Origin of the sequence: Streptomyces sp. NPDC059900, from assembly GCF_050270335.1 — a bacterium.
Taxonomy (GTDB): domain Bacteria; phylum Actinomycetota; class Actinomycetes; order Streptomycetales; family Streptomycetaceae; genus Streptomyces.
This window is the reverse complement of sequence record NZ_JBNNJZ010000034.1, coordinates 14,889-36,863: the sequence shown is the minus strand read 5'-3', so window position 1 is coordinate 36,863 and position 21,975 is coordinate 14,889. Positions and strand designations below refer to the sequence as shown.

General features: G+C 66.8%; 16 protein-coding genes and 2 pseudogenes. 14 read left to right on the top strand and 4 right to left on the bottom strand.

The annotated features are described in order from the left end of the window. The first annotated feature begins 625 nt into the window (after positions 1 to 625). The 3 genes from ACQKIP_RS08220 (at position 626) to ACQKIP_RS08210 (ending at position 2,318) form a co-directional block, all read left to right on the top strand. Complete coding sequence (locus ACQKIP_RS08220; protein ID WP_365866933.1) at positions 626 to 1,345, top strand: restriction endonuclease; 720 nt, start codon at positions 626 to 628, stop codon at positions 1,343 to 1,345. 326 nt (positions 1,346 to 1,671) lie between these two features. After that, positions 1,672 to 1,935, top strand: coding sequence for a hypothetical protein (locus tag ACQKIP_RS08215; RefSeq protein ID WP_365866931.1), 264 nt, complete (start codon positions 1,672 to 1,674; stop codon positions 1,933 to 1,935). Next, positions 1,932 to 2,318, top strand: coding sequence for a hypothetical protein (locus ACQKIP_RS08210; RefSeq protein WP_365866929.1), 387 nt, complete (start codon positions 1,932 to 1,934; stop codon positions 2,316 to 2,318). Before ACQKIP_RS08215 ends, ACQKIP_RS08210 begins: the two co-directional genes overlap by 4 nt. On the opposite strand, the gene ACQKIP_RS08205 is transcribed toward ACQKIP_RS08210, so the two are convergent. Next, positions 2,276 to 2,767, bottom strand: a complete 492-nt coding sequence (locus tag ACQKIP_RS08205) for a hypothetical protein (RefSeq protein WP_365866927.1) — start codon at positions 2,765 to 2,767, stop codon at positions 2,276 to 2,278. The genes ACQKIP_RS08210 and ACQKIP_RS08205 overlap by 43 nt on opposite strands. A 169-nt stretch (positions 2,768 to 2,936) precedes the next feature. Between ACQKIP_RS08205 and ACQKIP_RS08200 the strand changes: the two genes are divergently transcribed. The 11 genes and pseudogenes from ACQKIP_RS08200 to ACQKIP_RS08150 all read left to right on the top strand — a co-directional run. Then, positions 2,937 to 3,503 carry a hypothetical protein gene (locus tag ACQKIP_RS08200; protein ID WP_365866926.1) on the top strand — a complete coding sequence of 189 codons (567 nt, stop codon included), beginning with the start codon at positions 2,937 to 2,939 and terminating at the stop codon, positions 3,501 to 3,503. 630 nt (positions 3,504 to 4,133) lie between these two features. Continuing rightward, on the top strand, positions 4,134 to 5,657 hold the full coding sequence (locus ACQKIP_RS08195) for a tetratricopeptide repeat protein (RefSeq protein ID WP_365866924.1): 1,524 nt from the start codon (positions 4,134 to 4,136) through the stop codon (positions 5,655 to 5,657). After that, on the top strand, positions 5,654 to 6,919 hold the full coding sequence (locus ACQKIP_RS08190; protein WP_365866923.1) for an MFS transporter: 1,266 nt from the start codon (positions 5,654 to 5,656) through the stop codon (positions 6,917 to 6,919). Before ACQKIP_RS08195 ends, ACQKIP_RS08190 begins: the two co-directional genes overlap by 4 nt. Beyond that, positions 6,906 to 8,669, top strand: a complete 1,764-nt coding sequence (locus tag ACQKIP_RS08185) for an alpha/beta hydrolase family protein (RefSeq protein ID WP_365866921.1) — start codon at positions 6,906 to 6,908, stop codon at positions 8,667 to 8,669. Before ACQKIP_RS08190 ends, ACQKIP_RS08185 begins: the two co-directional genes overlap by 14 nt. 236 nt (positions 8,670 to 8,905) lie before the next feature. Beyond that, positions 8,906 to 9,978, top strand: a pseudogene (locus tag ACQKIP_RS08180) (IS630 family transposase). 721 nt (positions 9,979 to 10,699) lie between these two features. Continuing rightward, positions 10,700 to 11,491 carry a hypothetical protein gene (locus tag ACQKIP_RS08175; protein WP_365866916.1) on the top strand — a complete coding sequence of 264 codons (792 nt, stop codon included), beginning with the start codon at positions 10,700 to 10,702 and terminating at the stop codon, positions 11,489 to 11,491. Then, the gene (locus ACQKIP_RS08170; RefSeq protein WP_365866914.1) at positions 11,484 to 12,518 is read left to right on the top strand and encodes a hypothetical protein; all 1,035 of its coding nucleotides are present in this window, start codon (positions 11,484 to 11,486) and stop codon (positions 12,516 to 12,518) included. Before ACQKIP_RS08175 ends, ACQKIP_RS08170 begins: the two co-directional genes overlap by 8 nt. 469 nt (positions 12,519 to 12,987) lie before the next feature. After that, a complete protein-coding gene (locus tag ACQKIP_RS08165; protein WP_427742543.1) occupies positions 12,988 to 16,479 on the top strand; it encodes a DUF6531 domain-containing protein in 3,492 nt (1,163 codons plus the stop codon). 36 nt (positions 16,480 to 16,515) lie between these two features. Next, positions 16,516 to 18,624, top strand: a complete 2,109-nt coding sequence (locus tag ACQKIP_RS08160; protein WP_365866909.1) for an RHS repeat-associated core domain-containing protein — start codon at positions 16,516 to 16,518, stop codon at positions 18,622 to 18,624. A gap of 467 nt (positions 18,625 to 19,091) precedes the next feature. Continuing rightward, positions 19,092 to 19,526 (top strand): transposase, encoded by a 435-nt coding sequence (locus ACQKIP_RS08155; RefSeq protein ID WP_365866907.1) that lies wholly within the window; start codon positions 19,092 to 19,094, stop codon positions 19,524 to 19,526. Beyond that, positions 19,420 to 19,710, top strand: a pseudogene (locus ACQKIP_RS08150) (transposase); the annotation flags it as partial. The gene ACQKIP_RS08155 and the pseudogene ACQKIP_RS08150, both read left to right, overlap by 107 nt. A 76-nt stretch (positions 19,711 to 19,786) precedes the next feature. Here ACQKIP_RS08150 and ACQKIP_RS08145 read toward each other — a convergent pair. From ACQKIP_RS08145 to ACQKIP_RS08135, 3 genes are all read right to left on the bottom strand, one after another. Then, positions 19,787 to 20,140, bottom strand: a complete 354-nt coding sequence (locus tag ACQKIP_RS08145; RefSeq protein ID WP_365866905.1) for a hypothetical protein — start codon at positions 20,138 to 20,140, stop codon at positions 19,787 to 19,789. A 24-nt stretch (positions 20,141 to 20,164) separates the two neighbouring features. Then, positions 20,165 to 20,764 carry a hypothetical protein gene (locus ACQKIP_RS08140; protein ID WP_365866904.1) on the bottom strand — a complete coding sequence of 200 codons (600 nt, stop codon included), beginning with the start codon at positions 20,762 to 20,764 and terminating at the stop codon, positions 20,165 to 20,167. 934 nt (positions 20,765 to 21,698) lie between these two features. Continuing rightward, positions 21,699 to 21,845, bottom strand: a complete 147-nt coding sequence (locus tag ACQKIP_RS08135; protein ID WP_365866902.1) for a hypothetical protein — start codon at positions 21,843 to 21,845, stop codon at positions 21,699 to 21,701. Positions 21,846 to 21,975 lie beyond the last annotated feature (130 nt).

Genomic DNA, 21,975 nt, shown 5'->3' with positions numbered 1-21,975 from the left:
GTTACAGGGCCAGCAGCAGAAGAAGGATCAGCAGGATGATCCCGCCTCCGGTGCCCGCCGCGGCGGCGGGGCTGAGGGCCCTCCGGTGCCCGCGCACGCGGGTGCCGTCGGCCCGGTAGTAGGGGGCGACGTAGGTGGTAGATCCGGGTACCGGACGGGGCCGCGGCGCGGAAGTGCGACGCGAAGCCCTTCGGCGGGGAGCGGTCCGCGCGGTGGCGGTGCGGGGACGCTGACGGCGGTAGTGGCCTTTGACGGGCGTTCCGTCACGGCGGACGTGCGGGCGAACGTAGGACACGGAACCTCGCTGGTGAGGACGGGGGGCAGGTGCGGCACCCCAGGCGGGGCCGGGGAATCCTCGGCTCAACATTCGACGGTATCGGCCGCCACTGACAATCCCGGGCCGCCAACTCCTCGCACACGAACAGCAGTTGGAGTTCGGCCAGCCATTTTCGGTCTGATGATCGCGACACCGGGGCGGCTGTCAGCGCCGGGTGCTGTCATGAAAGCGGCGGGGAGCGGCAACCCGAGGGGGAACAGTGTCCGGGACCAGGGGAAACAGCGGCACCGATCACGCGAGCACGGCGCAACAGCAGCTGGACCGTGCGGCCGTTGCGGGAGTGGGGCGGTGAGCCCGCGCCGCCGGCGACGGCGCAGCAGGCTGAGCGACCGCGACGAACTCCTCATGGCCCTCGGCGCCCTCGTCGTGGGCACACTGCTGATGGTCAAGGCCGCCCAGTGGGTCCTGGCGAACTGGTGGGTGCTGGTGGTGCTCGCCCTGGTGGCACTGCTGGCGCTGGCGGGCTGGGTCTACCGCCGGATTGACCAGATGCGGTCCGCTCGGCTGCGCGTCCAGGGGCTGACGTACTCGCTGGGCCAGCTGGACGGCATGCATCACACGGCTTTCGAGGTCGCCGTACGCGACCTGCTGGCCCGGGACGGCTCGCACGATGCGCTGCGCTGCGGCGGCCGGGGAGATCTCGGCGCCGATGTGAAGGGCCGCGACCCGCTGGGCAGGTTGTGGGTCATCCAGTGCAAGCACCGCAAGAAGGGTGCGGACGGTGCGGCGGTGGGCACTCCGGATCTGCAGACTCTCAACGGCACCGGCCGACCGGTGCACGGCGGCGACGTCGTGGTGATGGTGACCAACGGGCGTATCTCCCAGCCCGCCAGGGACTTCGCCCGCCAGCAGGGTCTGCACCTGGTCGACCGGCAGCTGCTGGAGCGGTGGGCCCGCGGGACGCGCCCGCTGTGGGAGGTTCTCCCGTCGATTCCGGCGCCCCGCAGGCCGCCGCGGCTGCGGCGCTCCCGCAGCCGCACCGCCGGGGCCGGGGCCGGGGAAGCGTGAGCGCCGCCGCGGAGCGCCGTTCGGCCCTCCTCGGCGCCACGACAGCAAATGATCAGGACACGCCGTCGACGCCTGCCGATCCTGGAGCCGGTCGCCGCCTGCGCCGCCGGGCCGACCGCGTTGTCTCGGCGCCCGGACGTAACAAAGGCGCCGGCGAGGCAGGGGGAAGGGCTGCCCGCCGACCCTCACGGGGTAGCCGGCAGCAGACCTCCCGGCGCTCCCGGGCGATCCGCTTCCGAGCGGGCCGCTGGTCGTGCACCCTCCGGCCGCTCCGGGGCGGCGCTGTTCGCCGGACAGGGGCGTATACGGCGACGTATACTTCGGCTATGTCTGATGCGATGATCAGGGTGCCGGCCGAGGTCCGCGACCGCCTGGCGGTACTCGCCGAGTCCCGGGGGATGTCGATCCGCTCCCTGGTGCAGGAGTTCGCGGACTCCACACTGACCGAAGAGGAGCGCCGGGAGCGGGCCGAACGCACGCGCACGTATCTCGCGGAGCACTTCGGGGTCGAGGTGTCGGACGAGGAGAGCGCGGCGATGGGCGCGAAGCTGCGCGAGGCCCTTGCCCCGCCGCACGGCGCTGCCGCGTGATTCTCCACCACCTTGTGCTCGACACTCCGACGCTTCTGGCCCTGGCGGGAAACCGGCAGGTCTCCGCACTGATCCACCGCGCGCACTTCGAAACAGACACCCGGCTGTGGGTGCCGGCCCTCTCGGTTCTGGAAGCCGACCGCGAGCACCGGGGGATGGCTGAGCACGTCGGCCAGCTGGAGGTCCTGCACACCGTCGACCTCGATTACCCCGCAACGCTCACCACGGCTGCGCTGCACCACGACGGTGTCCCGGTGGGCGTCGGCGCGGCGATCCACGCGGCCCGGCATCTGCCCGGGTGGGGAGCCGATGCCCTGATCGCTACCGTCGCCGCGAAGGCCTACGAGGGATACGGCGTACCCGTCGTCGATCTCAACCGCTGAAGGCGTTCTTGTCGGCCCACTCCCGAGACTCCGCCGACAGAGACGGACCCGTCGAGGCGGGGCTGGCTCTGTCGAACACTGCTCCCCTCGTCAGAGTGGCCGGCCTTCGAGGGGGTCCTGGAGCCGGGTTCGAATGTGGTGGCGAGGTCGTACTGCGCGATCCCGAAGGGTTGGAAAGCGGCGTCGGCCAGGAGGCGGTAGAGGAACTCTGAGGTGGACAGGTCGTACCGGTGCCGTGCGCCGCCGTCATCGGACCGCGCGAGGATCAGGTACTCGCCCGGCCGCTCGGCGTCGATCAGCCAGAACTGCTCGTCGGCCCACTCGGTGGAACCCCACCCGATCAGCCCTCTGCCGCCCGGCGCGTAGATCGCATACGGATCGACGGCGGAGACGTCTGCGAGTGTGCTGACCTGGTCGACCGAGAGGTGGACCCGCCACTGTGTCAGCAAGTCGATCGAGAGGCTTTCGTCGCGCCCCAGGCCAGGTAATCGAGGGTACGGCACGCCTGCTGGTGGCCCTGGAGGATGAGCGCCCGGCGTAGCCGCTTTGACGGTGCGTGAGAGGACCGTGCCGGTCGGGCCATGGCCCGATGCGGATAGCGCCGGGCAGGCTCTCCCTATGGAGTCCGAGGTCATGGCGGCGCTCGTAGCCGCCCCTGCATCCCTCCTGGCAGCGTGGGCGGCATACGCAGCAGGCAGAGCGCAGGGGCGGAGCGCCCTGGACACCGCACGTCGGACAGCTCAACGCGAGTCATACGCTCAACTCCTGTCTGTCTCCTGGGCGTTCACGCACGAGGCGGCCAGGCTGGTGCCGCTCCTGGACGAGCACACGTTCACCGAACCGCCACCCCGGCCGCTCTCGGGGACCGCGCTGGAGGCCTGCCAGCAGCTCTACACGCTGGGAACTGCAATCACAGGCCGGGCGGCGGTGGTCTCGCTCGAAGGCCCGCTGCACATCGCCCACTTGGCCAGGCTCGTGAGCATGCACGCCGGCGACCTCCTGCGGGACCTGAGCATCTTGGCCAGGTACCCGACGGTTCCGGTGACGAAGAGAACGAACACGCGCTGCCTCCTGGCAAGGCTGGAGTCTGAGTTATCCACTTTTGCGGAGCAGGCGAGCACGCACCTGAACGCCGGGCTCCCGGCCCGGCGGACTCCGCGGTGGTGGACACGCGTCCGGTCATAAGCGACCGGGCTCACCCCGGCTTCGCGGCTGATCTCCTTGCGCCGATCTTTCACATACAGCCGAACCATGGAGTACGAGATATCGCGGGCCTCGTGCGCCTCGACCAGCCCCAATGCCGTTCCGCTATTCAGCGGGCCGGGCGGACAGAGACGACTGAGCGAAGTTCCGGGCCCGCTCGCAGTCTGGTGCGGTCAGGCATCTGGTTCTTCTCCCAGCACCGACTGCTGGCAAATTCCGGCCACTTAGCACTCGATCAGTTTTGCGCAACATCGGACATACCGTGCGCATGTGGTAACTGGTGTATGTATTTCAAGTCATAGAAGTGGAAGCTCCTGCACTTTCCTGAGCTATTTCTTGTGATGTGGATCACTGGGCGTGTTCCCCGATTTTGGTTGCAGCTGCCACGAAGAGGCAGCTAATTTCCTTTCAGCCCGGCAAGCGTTGCCGGTCACAGAAGGGGGTACGAAATGAAGCTCGTAAAGGCTGCACCGAAGCCCAAGAAGGTCATCTTCTCCGTCATGTACAACGCCTCCTGATTTAAGAGGGCGCAAATTACCGTCTGCGGGGGACGCGTTCAGCGTTCCCCGCAGACGCGGTTCACGAGCAGTGGGGGAATGGATGCGGGAAGTCGTGGTCGCCGCCGACCGGCACATCGTGGGGTTCGGCCCGGTGAAAGCCCTGATCAGTCAGGCCGGCAAGGAGCCCTGGCCGCGTGAGGCACTTATCGGGTTGAAGCTCATCGCCCCCGATGCTCCTGAATGCGTGTCCGTGCAGGGCGACTCAAGTCTGACTGACGCCGCGCAAGCCCACGACCGCATCCGCTTCTTCCTCAAAGAGCGTGTGATCCGCAACTTCCGGGACGTGGGCCAGGCGCTGCTCGCCGAGATCGGCCCCTGCTCCATAGCAGTGACGTCGGCCGAGCACCTCGACGACGGCAGCCGCCTCTTCTTCGAGACCCTCGCCGCGGTACCACGTGCTGACGTGCGCGTGCGGATGTCCACGGGACAGGCCGCCGATGGGGCGGACGTCCTGACGTATGCGCCCGCGGCAACTGAGGGCCGCATCGAGCATCTCGCCCGGGAGTCGTCGCCCGGCGCCGCAGACCTGGACTTCCTTTACGAGCAGGCAGTCCGGTACCTGAGTATCGGGGACAGCTGGACGGCCACCCGCATCCTCGACGCCCTGCTGGCTCACCGCAGCACCCCCGCCGTGTGGGGGCGCCTCGGGCTGGGCTATGCCATGCTCGGACGCACCCTGGAGGCAGAGTTCTGCTATCTGCGCTGGAGCGAAGACACGGACCCGGTGAGTGCGGCAGGAGCCAACTACGGGCTCTCGATGCTCTACGCCCGCCATCACCCGGCCCATCTGCGCTCACTCGACCGGACCGCAGCATTCCTGGAGGACGGCTACAGGGTTTTGCAACAGGCCGACAAGGCTACCGAAGACCTTGAGTTTCACAAAGTATTCAACCGCAACGGCTATGCCCTGGTCGAATTCCGGCGCGGCCGCGTGCCAGAAGCCATATCCCACTTGACCGACGGTATCGAAAAGCTGCGCAACGGCTCGGCGAAGAACCACATGCACCAGACGGTTCTCATCTACAACCTGGCACAGTGCTACCGCAGGATCGGCGACAGCAAAGCCGCCGTCGAAACATACCGGCAGCTTCTCGAAGTCGATGGCAAAATGCCCGAGTATCACATGGAGCTCGCCCACTGCCACATGGACCTGGGTCAGTTCGATGAAGCGTTGAAATGCCTCCTGGAAGCCCGTGATCTCGGCCCCTCGATCCTGGAGACGCATTCGCTTCTCGGATATGTCTACCTTCAGCTGGGTGACAACGACAATGCAGTGAGCTCGTACCGCACCGCGTACGAGTGCGACGGCCGCGACTTTGATGCCATCTATGACTACGCCTACATCCTGGCTGAAACGGGGCGGCCCGAGGACGCGCTTGCCCATCTTTCCGGACGCAGCCATGAAGGCTTTGTCGACGATCAGCGGGCCAAACTGCTGACCCTGACCGCCGAACAACACGCTATGCTCGGCGACTTGTCGGCAGCTCGCGCCGCGCTCGAGCGGGTGCTGACCCTCACGCCCGGCGACCCCGATGCACGCGCCAACCTCGACCAAATACTCGGGGCCGGCACGTGACCGACACAACGAACGCCGCGGGCAACCCGACCGACACCGCTCCACCAGCCCGCGTCCCCGGAGCACGCCGCGTGGCGGCCTTCACGTTCCTGTTCTTCGCCGGCATGTGGCTGTCGAAGACCATCCACCCCCTGTACTTCGAACGTCACGACCACCTCGTCGCGTTCGGGCTCTCCTATACCGCGATGGCGATCGCGGGCACCATGTCGGTCTTCGTGGGCCGCCTCGCCGACCGCTGGGGACCGCGTCCGATCATGGCCGCCGGCTCTCTGCTGTACGCCGTCGGCATGGCCCTGCGCGTGGTCCACGACAGCCCGGCAGTCGCTGTTATCTCCGGTCTCGTCGGGGGCATGGGAGCGTCCTCGGTCTTCATCGCTTTGCGCACGTGGACCCTCTACAACGCCAACGAGTCGCAGCGGCCGGCAATCATCTCCCGCAGGGAGTTCATGAACCAGGCAGGCATGGCACTGGGCACCGGCTCCGCAGGAGCCCTCGCCGCGCTGATCGGCGCGGGGGACAGCGGTTACGTAACCGTCCTGCTTCTGGCAGCCGTCTTCGTCCTGGCCACCATCGCCTTCATCCCCCCGAGCAAGCCGCGCGTGCCTGCCGGTGCGGATGGAGATTCCCCCGGCAAGCAGGCCAGGCTGCGAGACGTCTTCACCCGACACCGGGGGATATCCCTCGGAGTTGTCGGGCTGGGGCTTCTGATGGGCTTCTACGTGAGCCTGCTCAGCCCCTACCTGCCGCTGCTGCTCGCGGACAGGGGTGTTCCCCTGGCTTGGGTGGGCGTCGTCCTGGCCATCGCCAGCGTCGCACGCCTGTCGGCAGCCGCCGTGGCCGGCAGATTCCTGCGCCAGCGCTCGCCCCTGACCGTATTCCTGATCGCGGAAGGATGCTGCGCCGCCACCACACTGGTCCTCGCGGTCGCCGCCGGCCCGTGGATCGCGGCCGTAGCCCTGGCACTCCGCGGAGCCTTCCTGCTCGGTGCAACAGTCTCCCAGGAGCTTCTCCAGCTCAACGCCTTTCCCTCTGCACTCGCAGGCGTCTTCTTCGGCCTGGTCCAGAGCGCCTTCCTGGCAGGAGACTCCCTCGGCGGCGCACTCGGCGGCTGGTTCTACCACCAACTAGGCAGCTCCACCACCGTCCTGATCGCCACCACGCTCACAGCCGCCAATGCCGTACTCGTACCGCTGTTCTACGCGTACCTGCGGCGATCCCAGAGCGCAGACACGCAAGCGGAGCCCGCCCATGCCGTTTCTTGAGGCGGTTTTCAGCGAACGCCAAAAACACCTTCTGACCTGGCAACAGGGACCGGTCCTCGCCCACATGCAAGAGGACGGGACGCTGCGGATCGGTCCGGTACAGCAGAAGGAGGGGGCCAGCGCAGAGCTGGACCTCACCGTTGATGGCGACGCCATCCTCTACACCCAGTCAACTGAGTCATTCACCTGCTTCCGCCTCCACGAACACCGCCTCGAAGTCACCGAGCACTCACTGGACGGCGCCGAACGCGTCTGGACCGCCGCTCTGCCGACAGCACCCGCCGGCCAGTGGACCATTCATGACGTCATCGAGTGCCGCACCACCGCGGACAACACGTGCTTCGTACTGACCGTCACGGACGAGGAGGACGGGAACAAGAGCCTGCTATGGGTGGCCGAGGACGCGGCGACACGTATCCATCGCCCCCGGGCCAGAGGACAGGCGGTGCACTGGTCGCCCGCCGGCGACGCCGTAGTGCTGCAGGAAGAGCGCGGCCCGCTCCGGCCGCTCCTGCACATCGAGCCCCTGAACGGCGGCGCCACCGCGGAAGGCTGCACCACGGAGGCCCAGTGGCTCGACGGCCACCACGACCAGGCCCTGGTCCTCACAGACGCGCCCGAAGAACCGCGCCTCGCCCACTGGGATCTGCGAACCGGACAACTGCAGCACATTGCTGCCACCACCGAACCCGTGAGCAGCAGCCGCTTCTTCCGGGCGGTCCCCTCCCGCGCACTGGTGATCACCGCCCACGAAGGCAGGGACCACGCCTACCACCTGGACCTGGCCAGCGGCGACATGAAACGGATGGAGACACCAGGAGCCGGACGTCTCCTCCCCAAAGTGACAGCCCTCCGGGGCATCGGCCTGTACGGGCTGTCCACCACGGAAGGCACCTCCTACTGGTGGATCGAGGCAGACGGATCCGTCCAGCGCGCCCCCGGAGCGGTCCAGCCCGCCCCCCGCCTAACGGCCCCCCGCCACACCTACTTCGCCGCGACCCCCGGTTTGATCTACCAGCCACCGGACCAACCACGCGCAGCCGTCATCTCCTTGCACGGTGGCCCGGAATCCCAGGAACGAGACGAACTGCGGTGGGATGGCCTCTACCGTGACCTCCTGCACGCCCGAGTCGGTGTAATCGGCCTCAACTACACCGGCTCCAGCGGCTACGGATCCGCCTTCCTTCGACAACCATGGAAGAACTGGGCCGCCGCATTCCAAAAAGATCTTGATGCATGCCTAGCCGCGATACTCCGAAACTGGGGTATCCCACCGGCCCGCACAGCCCTCCTGGGAGGAAGCTTCGGCGGTTCTCTGGCCCTACTCGGCTGCACCCTCATTCCCCGCATCGCCGGGGCTGTCGCGAGCGCACCACTGACAGACATCCGAAACCAAGCTGCCCGTGCCGCCCGTGACGACGAGCGGTACGCATCGTGGTTCTCTGACCGATACAACCTCAACGCGTCACTGCCGCACCACCGCACCTTCGCCCCTGAGAACCTGACCCGAACCGGTGCAAAGCAACGCATCGTTGTCATACACGGGAAGAACGACCAGGTCACCAGCTACGAGGACAGCGCCGCAACCGTGGCACGGGGGCGGCAGCAAGGTCTGCCGTGGTCTCTGATCGCAGATGCCTCCGGCCACGTCCCCGAGAACGCGCACGAAGCCCGCCACCGCTACGAGCAGGTACAGAAGGCACTCACTGGCATTCTGAGTCTGCAGCCGAACCGCACAGCCAACGTCTGACCAGGCTGCTCGCCCTCAATTGCCGAGAGCAGACCCAACAGACCGGGTCCGGCATGCACCTCGATCCCCGCGCTCGGCGGAGAGTTCCTGAGTAGTGCTTCCCCTGCGCGGGCCGATTGCGGTTTCTTCAGAGCCCGGTGGCATTCCTCGCCGACTCCGTGAAGCGCTAGAGATCTTTAGCAGTGCGGGTTACGTCGGGTCGTGACGGTTGGTGTGGGCCGCGCTATGCCGGAGGGATGAGGTATGCGGATGGCGGCGGGCTGACGGCTCAGGAGCGGAAGCGGCGTGAACGGGTCCGTCTGGAAGCTGCTGACTTGATTGAGGCGGGGGCCAGCGACCGGGAGGTGGCCCGGCGGTTCAGGGTGACTCGGATGTCGGCGAACCGCTGGCGCCGGGCTCTGGCCTCGGGCGGCCGGCATGCCCTGGTCTCCAAGGGGCCCGGCGGTGCACGCTGCAAACTCAGTGCCGGGCAACTGCATTGTCTGGAAGCGGTGTTGGAGGCCGGTCCGGCCGCTTGGGGCTGGCGTGTTCAGTGCTGGACGCTGGCCAGGATCGGCGAGGTCGTGCGCCGCCGGTTCGGCGTCAGCTACACCCCGGGCGGGCTGGACCTGCTGCTGCACCGGATCGGCTGGAGTGTGCAGGTCCCGGCCCGCAGGGCCACGGAGCGCGATGAGTCGAAGATCGCCGTGTGGAGGGACGAGCAGTGGCCCGTCGTAAGAAGAGGGCGGCGGACCCGGGTGCCTGGCTCTGCTTCGAGGACGAGGCAGGCCAGGGCCTGAGGCCGCCCCAGGGGCCGCACCTGGGGCCGACATGGCCGCACCCCGCTGGTGCGGGTCACCGCGGCGGGCGTCAGGCGTATCTCGAGGGTCGCGCTGGTCTGTATCAAGGCCGGCTGTCGGCAGCGGTTGATCTACCGCATCCACCTGGACCGCGGTCCTGCCAAGGGGCGGCGCAAGGGCTTCACCGAGACCGACTACGCACGCCTGCTGTTTGGCGCACGCCAGCAGCTGGGCGGTCTCCCGTTGTCCTGGTGTGGGACAACTTGAACACGCACGTCAGCCGCACGATGCGGGAGCTGGTTGCCGCCCGGTCGTGGCTGACCGTCTACCAGCTGCCGCTGTACGCTCCCGAGCTCAACCCGGTCGAGGGCGTGTGGTCGCACCTGAAGAGGTCGCTGGCCAACCTCACCAAGCACAGTCTCGACGAGCTCACCGCGCTGGTGAAGACGCGACTGAAGCGAATGCAGTACCGGCCCGGCCTCATCGAGGCCTTCACGGCCAAGACCGGACTCAACCCTCAACCGCCGTAACCCCAGCCGTTAATGATCTCTAGACTTCGCCGTGACAGCGATCAATGCCCGCTCGTCTCCGAGGTCGTTCGCGTACGCTTGGCGCTCGGCCGCGGTCCAGTCCTTGGCCCCGGAGTCCCAGGATTCGGCGAGCGGCACCGGTGGTCGATATCAAGGCCGGAGGGGCCTTCGACGTACTCGTCGTCGTACTCGAAGTACCAGCGGCCGCCGCTCAGCTTGCACTTGGCGCCCCGGTCGGGGGCGGTCAACGCCTCGGCCTTGAGGACTTCGGCCCTCGTGGTGCAGCCGTCCTTGTCGGCGTCTACCCAGTGCTTGAAGGAGGTGCGCTGGTAGCCGGTGCGGTCCTCGTCCCTGACGGGCAGGGACTTGAGCGCGGCCAGGAGCGGCCGAGTAACCGTCTCGCCCGCCTATGGGGCGGCTTGGGGCTGCTGGCGGGGGCGGCTTGGGCGGTGGTCGCCGGAATCGCGAAGACGACGGCGGCAGTGAGCAGGACGGCGGTGCGCATGATGGCGTGCACGTGTCTCCTCGAAAGATCACGACGTGTTCGTGATCTGCGTAGCGAGTCGGGGCACTCCTCCGTGCCGTCGAAGACCACCCGTGTCACCCGCACGAGCGGTAAGTCGGATCGGCGCGAGTGCTTGGTGCCCCGTTGTCCGCAAGCGGCACTTGCGCTTGGATTCTTCGAGCTGGCCGAAACCCGGACCGATCAGGGGGTTGTTGCATGCCTAGGGACGACGCAGGGCTGCTGGGGAGCTCTGGCGGCGGGGACCGCGAGTCCAAGCACACCAGGCATGAACGCCAGAACTTCGTCGACGGCGATCAGCAGCAGCCCGCGCCGCCGCGCGATCTCGACATGCCCGCGCCTTCGCGCGAGGGCGAGATATCGGCGGGCGATCCCCATGCGCCGGCCCCGCCGCCCGAGGGGGAGACACTGGGCCTGGGTGGCCCCCGCAGAGCTGTCCGTCCAGTCGCCGGACGGACGGCGCATGGCGAGGATCCGCCCCCGCGCTCGGATGACGAGGACCACCCGCCAGTGACACCACCCGGCAGATACCCGAAGCCGAGACGAGCTCAGGACGCCACGGCATCACGGGACGAAGCCCTGCCGGAGGCCGACGAGCCCGGCCCTGCTGGCCTTGCTCTCCTCAGCCGGGAGGTGCGGGCGGCCCGCAATTTCCTCGCGGATTCCCGAGACCTTGTCGCCGAGGTGCTGGAGGATCCTGACGGCCTGGGCGAGGGACTCGACCGGTTCGCCACCGAACTGTCCCAGACCGGACTCACATCATTCAGCCGGCTGCGCGAACTCCTTGCGCTGGTGCCCGAACCCCTCACGCGATTCGCCGCGTTCGAACGGCTCCGCGCGGTGCTCCTCTTCAACCTCGAGGGCGGGCAGGTGTCGGCCTCGGCGATCGCCCCCGACGGCTACCGCTCGATGCCGCCGCCCGGACATACCCCACCCGGCCCCAGCACCGGCTCGGACGACGATGAATGGCCCGAGCCCGCCGATGGGTGACATCGCCAAGGGCGTGCTCGGCGGGGCCTGGACGCTGCTGGTGGGATGGATCCTGCCCACGGCACTGAACCTGACCGTCTTTATCCTCGCGGTCGCCCCCAGCCTGCGTGACCTCGGCCCTTTCGACCGGCTGCCCGACTCCTCCGGCCTTCCCACCGGCGCGGCCCTGGTGACCGGCGCTCTGCTGCTGGGCTTGGTCGCCAACGCCTGCCAGAACGCCCTCTACCGGCTGCTGGAGGGCTACCTCCTGTGGCCCGCGCGGGCCTTCGAGGCGAGCTGCCGGCGCAGCCTGAACCGCAAGCAGGCCCTGGAGGGCCGCCTCAGCCTACTGCGCCTTGAGCGCCGCGAGCGCGAAAACGGACCGCTGGCGCCCGCGGACGCCCAGCAACTGGCCAGGCTACTGGCCGACCCGCACCTGGCCCGCGCCGCCGCCCGCGACCAGCGCCGCACCGCGGTCCAGCGGGCACTGCTGCAGGAACAGTTCGCGCGCTTCCCGATCGCCGACGACCAGGTCGCACCCACCCGGCTGGGCAACGCGATCCGGCGCTTCGAAGAATACGGCTGGGACCGCTACCGGCTCGACACCCAGCTGATGTGGAACGAACTCACCGGCTGCGCACCCGATCAGATCCGCCGCCAGACGGAACTGGCACGCGCCAGCGTCGACTTCTTCGTCGCCCTGCTGGCCGGCCACGTCCTGGTCGCCGCAACCGCCGTACTGGCTCTGTTCGGCAACCATCCCGACCGCTGGCGCCTGGGGACGGTCCTGGTCGTGCTGGCTGCCCTCGTGCCCGTCTGGTACCGCTCGGCGGTCACCGCCACCGACGAATGGGCCGCTGCCGTACGGGCCCTGGTCAACACCGGCCGCAAGCCCCTGGCCGCCTCTCTCGGTCTGGCCTTGCCGGACACACTCGCCGCGGAACGCGACATGTGGTCGATGGTCTCGCGACTGTCCCGCATCCCCTACCACGAGCGAGCGTCCGCACTCGATCAGTACCGCACCGACCCCACCGTGATCCCGCCCTAGAGACACTTCGCCTGCGAACCGTCCGTGACTGGATCGGTACCCGAGTGGAAGAACGCCGCCGCCAGCGCCGCAAGCTCGTAGATCGGTGGATCCAGGATGGCGTCTACCCCTAACCTCGCCTACCCCTAACCTCGCCGAGCCGCAGGGGCCAGGCGCGCGCCGAGCGGGCGACTTTCGACCTGGCCGCCACCTCCTTCAACCGCCACATCACCGGTGACAAGGCGAGGGGGGGCTGGTGGAAGGAGACGCAAGACCCGGCGGGAATCGCTTGGCAGGAGGCTCGAGCGATTCCGGGGCGAGAGGGGTTGCAGAGCGTAGTGACGCGTGAGTGTCCTGCAGGGTTGTATGGGGATTCTGTGAATGATCCCACTGCGACTGTGGGCAGTTGATCCCTTACCCAGGGTCAATAGGTTCTGCGAGATCCGTCCTTACGTTCGAGGGCCAACTGGGCGATTGCGGGGGAGTGTTCGTGCGTCTGCGTGCGAAGTGGATCGGGCTGGTTTCCTTACTGGCGGTTCTGCTGACGTTGGTTTCCGTTGATCTGCCGCGTTCCGGTCGGGCTGAGTCGCGCGCGCAGCAAACGTCAGCAGAACCGCCAGTGCCGCGCGGCACCGCGGTCGCGGCAGAGCGGGTGTCGAAGCCACTGAAGCCCGCCAAGGCGATGACGCGCAGCCAGCGGCAGACCCAGGTCGGCCAGGCGCAGCTGCTGGGCGTGTTCCCGCCGAAGGTCAGGCAGTCGAAGAGCTTCGCGGCGGCCTCGGTGAAGGCCGTGAGGGCGGGCAAGCCGCGGCAGACTGTGGTCAGGCCGGGCGAGAAGCAGGCCGGGCAGGGGCCCTCTGCGCGGCCGGGCGGAGAAGGCGATCCGGCACGCCGTCAGGCGCCGCCCTCCGTGGAGGTGGCGGCTGCTGACCCCTACGAGGGCGCCAGGTGGGGTGACACCTATATAGGACAGGACGAGGCGGACCTCGACCCCTCTGGTGTGAAGACCAAGCTGACGGCGAAGACCCCGATCAAGCCGCAGACGTATTTCGTGGCCCAGCCCGGGAGGACCTCGCTCAACTTCGCCGTCGAGTGGACGGGCGCTTCTACGGACCGCCCCTGGTACATGCGCCTGCAGCTCTACCGGGCGTCGGACAACAAACTGATGGCCACACGGCTCGTCAGCCGCGACACCACCACGAGCCAGGGCGACACGGTCGGCGCCTGCACGTGGTGGGTGGCCGGCACCGGCAGCGATGTGCCCAAGAACTGCTCGTTCGGGGTGACCGACGGTGTGCTGGACGGGCAGACCGGGGTGGAGTTCTACGCGAAAATATCCTTCGGCGCGGAACAGACGAATCACTGGTACAAGTTCCCGGACGTGGATAAGAAGTACCGAGAGTACTGGCTGCCGACTGCCTGGACCTCCTCGCTGACCACTCCTAAGGGGACGGCCTGGTTGACGCCCGGCATTCCCGGGGGGATGGGCGGCAACTGCACCTGCTCCTACCAGTTCTACCGCGCCGACCCGGTCAACACCGCCACCGGCGTCGTCCGCGAAACCATCACCGACGCGGTGGTCCCCGGCAAGGGGCTGCCGCTGAACCTGACGCGCCACTACGCCTCGGACGCGAAAGAGACGACAGGGCTGCTGGGCAAGGGCTGGCGCCTGCCCTACGAAGCAAAGCTGTCGCCCGCCGCGGACTCGGCGACGCTGACCGACGCCGACGGCGCCACGGTCAAGTTCACCAAGAAGTCTGACGGCACCTACACGGCGCCGAAACCGGTCCGCTTCACGCTCACCTCCACGGCAGACGGCTTTACCCTGACCGCGCTGGACCACACCCGGCGCCTGTTCGACAAGGCGGGCAGGCTGACGGGATGGGTCGACGGATCGGGCAAGGGCCTGACGTTGGGCTACACCGACGGCCGACTCGCGAAGATCACGGATGCGGCAGGCCGGGACACGGCGTTCGAGGTCGACGCGGCCAGCGGCCGCCTCTCGTCGGTCACCCTGCCCGGTGGGCGCAAAGTCCTCTACCACCAGACAGAGGGCCAGCTCGAAAAGGTGACCGGTCCCGAGGGCGGCGAGACCAAGTACACCTACCAGGGCGGAAAGCTCGCCACCGTCGTCGACCCCAACGGCAAGACCGTCACCCAGAACACCTACGACGCCGACAGCGGGCGCATCAACAGGCAGGTCGACGCCAACGGCGGTACCCACAGCTTCAAATGGCGCCCCAAGGCGGGATCGCCGGCCGGCTCGGGCGAGTCCGAGATGACCGACCCGGCCGGCGGCATCTGGACGGACGTGTACGAAGCCGGTGTCCTCCGGCGCAGCTACGCGCCCGAGGGCGGCGGGACGGACCGCTCCTTCGACCGCCACCTGAATGTCACTGAGTCCTACGACAGCAAGTACCAGCCGACCAACGTCACCTACGACGATCACGGCAACATCGCAACCGCCACCAAGGGCGGCATCACACAGAAGACCGGCTTCGATGCTGCGGGCCGGCTGGAGAGCACCACCAACGGCCGCGGTCTGCAGACGATCTTCAAGTACGAGGGCGACAGCAACCGCATCAAGAGTTTCTCCGGCCCCGCGGGGACGGCCGGGTACACCTACAACGCGGACGGCCTGACAGAGACCCAGACTTCTCCAAGCGGCGGAACTACCCGGTACGGCTATGACCGTCACGGTCAGCTCTCCTCGGTGACCAAGCCCGAGGGCGGCCGCACCACCTACACCTATACGGCAGACGGGCAGATCAAGACCGAGACCGAGCCCCGCGGCAACGTCGAAGGCGCCGATCCGGACCAGTACACGACCGTGTACGACTACCTCCCCAATGGCCGGCTGAGGTCGGTGACGGACCCCAAGAGCCGTTCCACCTCCTTCACCTATGACAGCAACGGCAACACCGAGACCGTCACCGACGCGAAAGACCGAGTCACCCGGTACAAGTACAACGCGGCAAACCAAGTCGAGTCGGTCATCAACCCCGCCGGGAAACAAGCCTTCACTCACTACGACACTCGGGGGAACGTGGAGTGGCAGGTCGACGAGACCGGCCGCAAAACCACGTACAAATACGACGGCGCGGGGCGGCTGTCCGCGAGCACCAGCCCGCGCGGGAACGAGCTGGGGGCGGACCCGGTCAAGTTCACCACCACCTACGGCTATGACCGCAACGGTAATCAGGACGAGGTCGTCGACCCCACCGGGGGCCTGACCACGACCGAGTACGACGACCTGGACCGCCCTGACAAGGTCACCGACCCGATGAACCGGACCACGGTGACCAAGTACGACGACAACGGCAACGTTAAGGAAGTCACCAACGCCCGCAACGTGACTACGTCCTACACCTACACCGACGCCGACCAGCTGCGGACCGTTACCAACCCGCTGCTGAAGACCACCACCTATGGCTACGACGCCGATGGAAACCAGTCCTCCAGCGAAACCCACCTGGGTCGCAAGACGACGTGGAAATTCGACGGCGACGGACGGCTCATCGCCCAGACCGACCCGCGCGGCTACCTCACCGATGCCAAGCCCGAGGACTACACCACCGAGTACCGCTACGACGAAGCTGGTAACCGCACTAAGGCCATTGACCCGTTGGGCAACACTGAGACCACCGAATACAACACTCTCGGCCAGGTCGCGGCGCGCATCGACGCGAAGCAGAAGCGCACCGACTACGGCTACAACGAGGTCGGGCAACTGGATACCGTCACAGCCGCGGACGACGGCGTGACCAAGTACGGCTACGACAGCGTCGGCAATCTCGAAACCCGTGAGGACGACAACAAGAACACCACCACCTACGGCTACGACGACGCCCACCGCCTGACATCCGTCACCGACCCGCTGCAGAGATCCGTCACCCACAAGTACGACCCGGACGGAAACCTTTACCTCACCACCAACGCCCGCGGCACGACGACCACGACCACGTTTAACACCAACGACTGACCTACAGCGATCGACTACTCCGACAGCACCCCGGACGTGTCGTTCACGTACTACGCCGATGGCAGCCGCCGCACCGTCACCGACGCCACCGGCACCCGCACCTTTAACTACTACGACGACGGCGCCCTCAAGGACGTCACCGCCAAGGGCCAGACGAGCGGGTTCGCCTACAAATACGACGACGCAGGCCAGCTCAAGGAACGCACCTACCCCGACGGCCGGACCACCACCTTCACCTACACCTCCGACGGCAACCGCGACTCCAGCACCACAGACGGAGCCAAAACCACCTACGGCTACACCGCGGCCCGACAGCTGTCCCGCATCACGCTGCCCACCGCCAACGGCCACGAAGAAAAGCGCACCTACGACCGGGCCGGACGACTCACCGACGTCGCCAGCACCAAGGGCACCACCACCCTGTCCGCATGGCACGCCGAACTCGACGCCACCGGCCAGCCCCGGCGCATCGACGCCACCCGCGGAAACGATGCCGCGTCCACGTACTACACCGGCGACGCCACCGGCCGCCTGCTCACCGAATGCACTGCCGCAGCCAAGGCCGAGTCCTGCCCGGCCGGCTCCCCAACCACGAGTTACACCTACGACAGAGTCGGCAACCGCCAGACCCGGACCGATCCGGCGGGGGCCACCACCACCTACCACTACGACGCCGCAGACCAGCTCAGGCAGACCACCGGCGGCGCCACTACCGACTACGACTACGACCGCGACGGCAACCAGACCAAAGCCGGCTCGACCTCCTACAGCTACGACGCAGGCAACCAGCTCGCCGAGGTCACCACCGCCTCTGCCAGCTATGCATATGTTTATGACGCCGACGGCCTGCGCAGCGCTGCCAAGAAGAACGGCACAACGCTCCGCACCAACACCTGGGACATCAACTACGGCGACGGACTCCCGCGCCAGGCCACCGAAGCTGGCGCTTCCGGCAGCTTGATTGCCGACTATCAGTACAACCCCGAGGACCAGATTCAGGGCGAGACGACGGCCGCAGGGTCCTTCTACCATCACCACGACATTCTCGGATCCGTCACCGACGTCACCGACAGTGCAGGCGCCCACCAAACTAAATACGCGTACAGCGCGTACGGTGAAGTGACGACCACCAACATCGGTTCGAAGCCCCCCGTTAACCGATTTACCTTTGCAGGCGAGTACAAAGAACCCACAACTAGCGCCGCTGGGTACTACTTACGGGCTCGCTCCTACCTGCCGGAGACCGGTCGGTTTACCTCCCGCGACCCCCTCACCCCCGAACCGGAAACACCACACACCCAGGCCTACGCTTACGCCAACAATGCCCCTGCCTACCTAACAGATCCATCCGGTCAATGCTGGTGGATTCCGAACAGCGGAAACAAGAGCTGTTGGACGACGAATATCCCGGGCACTGATTTTATCCCGCTGTCCCCGGCCCTCAACAAGATTGGGAATGCGTGGCAGGATTCGTGCAAGGCGGGGTCCAGTTACGCTGAGGCGAATGGCAGGTCGGGCTGGAGCGGATGTGTCGACGAGTTCACCGGTGTCGGTCCTATGCGGCGCGGCGTAAATTACTACGAGCAGGGCGATGCGGTAAACGGGACACTTGAATGTCTCGGCGGAATCGGTCAAATGGGCCTATTCCTGATGCCGGGCCCGAGGCTCCCGGTATCGAGTCCCGGCGGTCTCTCGGCTGCTATCGGCAGCGTCCGTTGGGGAGCAGGAGGCGGAGGGGTCACCGCCCAAGGCCTGTCGTACAAGACCCCTGTGACCCCTCACCTCAAGAAACTCATCAATCCGCGCAGGGGGGATTACAATTGCAGGGCCTGTGCCGTAGCAGTTGACCAAACTCTCGCAGGGAACCCGGCCTCCGCGATGAACATCGGGAAAGGCCCGCATGATCATATACTTCGATTCTATCCAGGAAAGAGCTTTGAAAGGCGAACTCTCAGCTCGATTGTAAAGGAGATTGCTCAAGGTGGATCTGGGGCGCGAGGCATTGTGATCGGCAGCCGAGGGAGACGTGGTCACGCCTGGAATGTGGCGAACGTAGGTAATGATGTAGTCTTCCTGGACGGCCAGACTGGTCACGCCGAAGATATCGACTACTGGGGAAGATACCATTTCATGAGGACGAATTGAATGATCAGTAATGAGGAAGCCGTAGTTCTCGCGGATGAGTTCCTGCGCGCGGATACTAGCTCTGAGGTGCCGCTGATTGTTGCCCGAAATGAGGTAATCGTCCGCGACTCTGCGCTGATCGCACCGTGCAACAGTGCGGAGTTCATTCGAACTGACGCTTTCGAAGACATGGTGATTGGATGCACTCCGGTAAGGGTGGACCTTACGACCGGTGCGTGCAGGTTTCTGACACACAAAGAAGCTATGGAGTTTGGCCTCTGACTCCACTCATACCGTAATTTTCATACCTTCCTCACGTCGGGTCGGTAGTCGATCGTGAAAACATCCTGTTTTCGGAATTTCAGCTGCCGTGCCAGGCTGCTAGCGGGTGTCTGTGAAGCACCGGTCAGGGCAGGTGCGTTGGTAGTTCCTGAGCTTCGGGGAGGCGGGGATGGCCGAGCGGCGGGCGTATCCAACGGATCTTTCCGATGGCGGGTGGGCGGTGCTCGGACCACTGGTGCCGCCAGCGAAGTCGGGCGGCCGCCCTCCCAAGCATCGGCGGGCGTGAGTTGATCGACGTGTTGGTGTACTGGGTGCGGGCTGGCTGCGCCTGGCGACTGGTCCCGCACGACTTCCCGCTGTATCAGGCCGTCTGTCACTACTGGAGGCAATGGCGGATCGAGGGGCGTTGGGAGGAGATTCTCGCGGCTCTGCGGGCCCGCGAACGCACCGGTCAGGGCCGTGAACCGACCCCGAGTGCGGGGGTGGTGGACAGCCAGCGCGTCAAGGCCCACCGAGTGAGGTGGTCGGCACGGATACGACGGCGGCAAGAAGGTCCTGGGTATCAAGCGCCACCTGTTGGTCGACATGCTCGGCCTGGTCTTGGCGGTGTGCGTCAGTCCGGCCAACGTGAGAGACCGTGACGGCGCCGCGGTGCTGCTGGTCGGCTCCGCCGGGGAGTTTCCCCGACTGCGGCATCTGGGGGCCGACCAGGGCTATCGCGGCCGGGAGTTCTTGGCCTGGGCGCGGGAGGAGACAGGGATCACCATTCAGATCGTGCAGTGCAAGGACGGCGGGTTCCGCAACACCTGGGCGAAGCGAAGCTGAAGGAGACCACCGCTGCCCGGACGCACGCTGGACCGACTGGGTTCCGCTCAGTTGTGTCGACGGGCCGGTGTCGCGTTCAGGAGGTCCAGTACGTGTTCCGGGGTGTGCAGCAGGCGGGCATGGGCTGCGAAGAGGCGGGCGTGGACAGGGTAGTTGCTGCCTCTTTGGTCGTGGGCGTCGCCGACTGCTCGTGTGAAGCGTTCGGCGACGACGGGTTGACCTCGGGCAGGAAGTGCGCGATGAGGGCGTTCTTGAGTTCCTGGGCGAGGTGGTAGGCGCGGTCCTGCCGTTCCCCGGGTGCTGAGGGCTTGTTGTTTCTGCTTTCGAGGTCCGCGATGAGGTGAAGAATCCCTGGGGGCAGGCTGTCATCGGGGCCGGGGGTGCCGGGGATCGGGATGGTCTGGATGCCGGTGATGACGTGCGGACGCACGGCCAGGGAGATGCTGCCCGAGGCTTACCGTACGTTGAGATAGCGGACGGCGTCGAGGTCGAGGTCCGTCAGTTCGGTGATGCTGATGTCTGCTGCCGGCTGCTCGTTCTCATCGTGAAAGCCGCGGTTGACGCGGTCGGTCGCGATATTGATGCGCGCGCGATGAAGGTAGAAGGCCGAGTGTGCGAGGCGCTGGTCGCTCATGCGCCTGTACATGTTCTCGATGGCCGCCTCGTAGGTACCGAGAGGGAGAGCCTTGTCCAACTGGTTCCGCAGGTAGCGCTCGGGATCACCCATCAGCGTGCGAGCGGGGCTCGTCGAGAACGCAACCTGCACGTCACGTTCGTAGTCGGGGCTCGGCCAGTCCTCGTACGGGCTGGTGTGATACCAGCTGAGCTTGTTAAGCGTGCGGTCGTCGAGTGCCGGGTCGCCCTGGTCGCGGACGCCAGCGACCAGTGGGCCGAAGTGAATCGAGGCCTCGCAGTGCTCGCAGTGCATGCGCGCGCCGGCCTCGTCTTCGAGCCGGATGTAGTCGGCACCACTCAGAGCCGACGTGTGGGCCGCAACTGTCGCAGTGCATGCGGAAGCTGTAGCCGAAGGAGATCTGCCGCTCGATGAGCGCATCGATGGCATCTTGCACGCCAGCACGCTACGGCAACCTCGATGAGTGCTGGCGCTGCACCGGGCGGTGCTCGATCACGCGCAGTCCTGCATGCGGTGCGCCGACGATCCTGCTCGCTGCGAGGCGGGGACGGCGCTGCGCAGGGTGTTGAGGGAGGTGCGGCGGTGAGCAGTGAGGGTGCGCGGCACTGCCTGCTCTGTGGTCGGCGGGTCACGTCGGTGCAGAAGACGGCGGTCGTGGTGAAGGCGCGCCCTCAGCGCTCGGGTTACCGTTGATGGCAGCCACCCGGAAGCCGGGGCCGAGTTGAAGGAGGGTCACGGCAGGGGGCTTCGGTCCGGGCGGTTTCCTCTCGGGGCTGGGCGTCGCACTCTGCGAGGAGCTGCGCCGCGGCGGCGCCTGGTGGAACGAGGACATGGAAGTTGTGGCCCTGATCGCAGAACACGAGGTCGACGGCGTCAGCTGCAGGCGCATACCCCACTTCGTTGTGTGGGATCGGCCTTGATCCCGGGCCGAAGCTCCCTGAGCGCGGACGTCACGACGGCTGGGCCGACCTTCCAGGCAGCGGCCGAGCCGTCGAAGAACGTCATGAACGCAGCCACGCCGTGTGTCTACCACGCCCGTTCGTACCCCGCTCACCGCCTCGGTGGCTTTCCTCCACGTTCACCGGGCTCGGACTTGCGCCCTCGGGCGAGTCGCGGGTGGCGCCGGGTTGGTTTGCCTCGGTGCGCCGGGCCGGGGAGGGGGCCTGAATTGTTGCGGTCGCGGCGGTCAGCGAGCAGGAGTACCGGCTCGAGTTCTTCGCGGCGGGGCCGTCGCAGCAGCGCGTCGCGGTCCCGTTCGGACGTGCTCGGTGGTGCCGGTCACTGCGACGACGACCTTGTCGACGATCGCGCGGACGATCTCCTTGCGGTCCGTGACCGTGGTCGTCTTCGCCTGTCACAGCCCGTTGATGCCGCCGGCCAGAGCGGTGATGGTCTGCCGCTCGGCAGGAGTGAGGAAGCAGGGGCTGGTGCGGGTGAAGCGTTCGTGGTCCGCGCGGACCTTTTGCTGGCTGGCCAGCGCGATCTCCCATTTCTTCTCCAACTGACGGACAACCAGCTGGCTTTCAGGTTCGGCGAGGTGGTAGCAGCGCCGGGTCTGGGAGGACCTCCGGCTCTCCGACCGGTACGACGGGAGCCTGGCACTGGTTACAGGGCGGACGCCTCAACTCCCT

What these genes read in the sequence shown, in the direction of transcription:
- ACQKIP_RS08185 (WP_365866921.1), top strand. Translation starts at nt 6,906, where the DNA reads ATGCCGTTTCTTGAGGCGGTTTTCAGCGAACGCCAAAAACACCTTCTG.
- ACQKIP_RS08170 (WP_365866914.1), top strand. Translation starts at nt 11,484, where the DNA reads ATGGGTGACATCGCCAAGGGCGTGCTCGGCGGGGCCTGGACGCTGCTG.
- ACQKIP_RS08215 (WP_365866931.1), top strand. Translation starts at nt 1,672, where the DNA reads ATGTCTGATGCGATGATCAGGGTGCCGGCCGAGGTCCGCGACCGCCTG.
- ACQKIP_RS08140 (WP_365866904.1), bottom strand. Translation starts at nt 20,764, where the DNA reads ATGCGCTCATCGAGCGGCAGATCTCCTTCGGCTACAGCTTCCGCATGC.
- ACQKIP_RS08175 (WP_365866916.1), top strand. Translation starts at nt 10,700, where the DNA reads ATGCCTAGGGACGACGCAGGGCTGCTGGGGAGCTCTGGCGGCGGGGAC.
- ACQKIP_RS08155 (WP_365866907.1), top strand. Translation starts at nt 19,092, where the DNA reads ATGGCGGGTGGGCGGTGCTCGGACCACTGGTGCCGCCAGCGAAGTCGG.
- ACQKIP_RS08200 (WP_365866926.1), top strand. Translation starts at nt 2,937, where the DNA reads ATGGAGTCCGAGGTCATGGCGGCGCTCGTAGCCGCCCCTGCATCCCTC.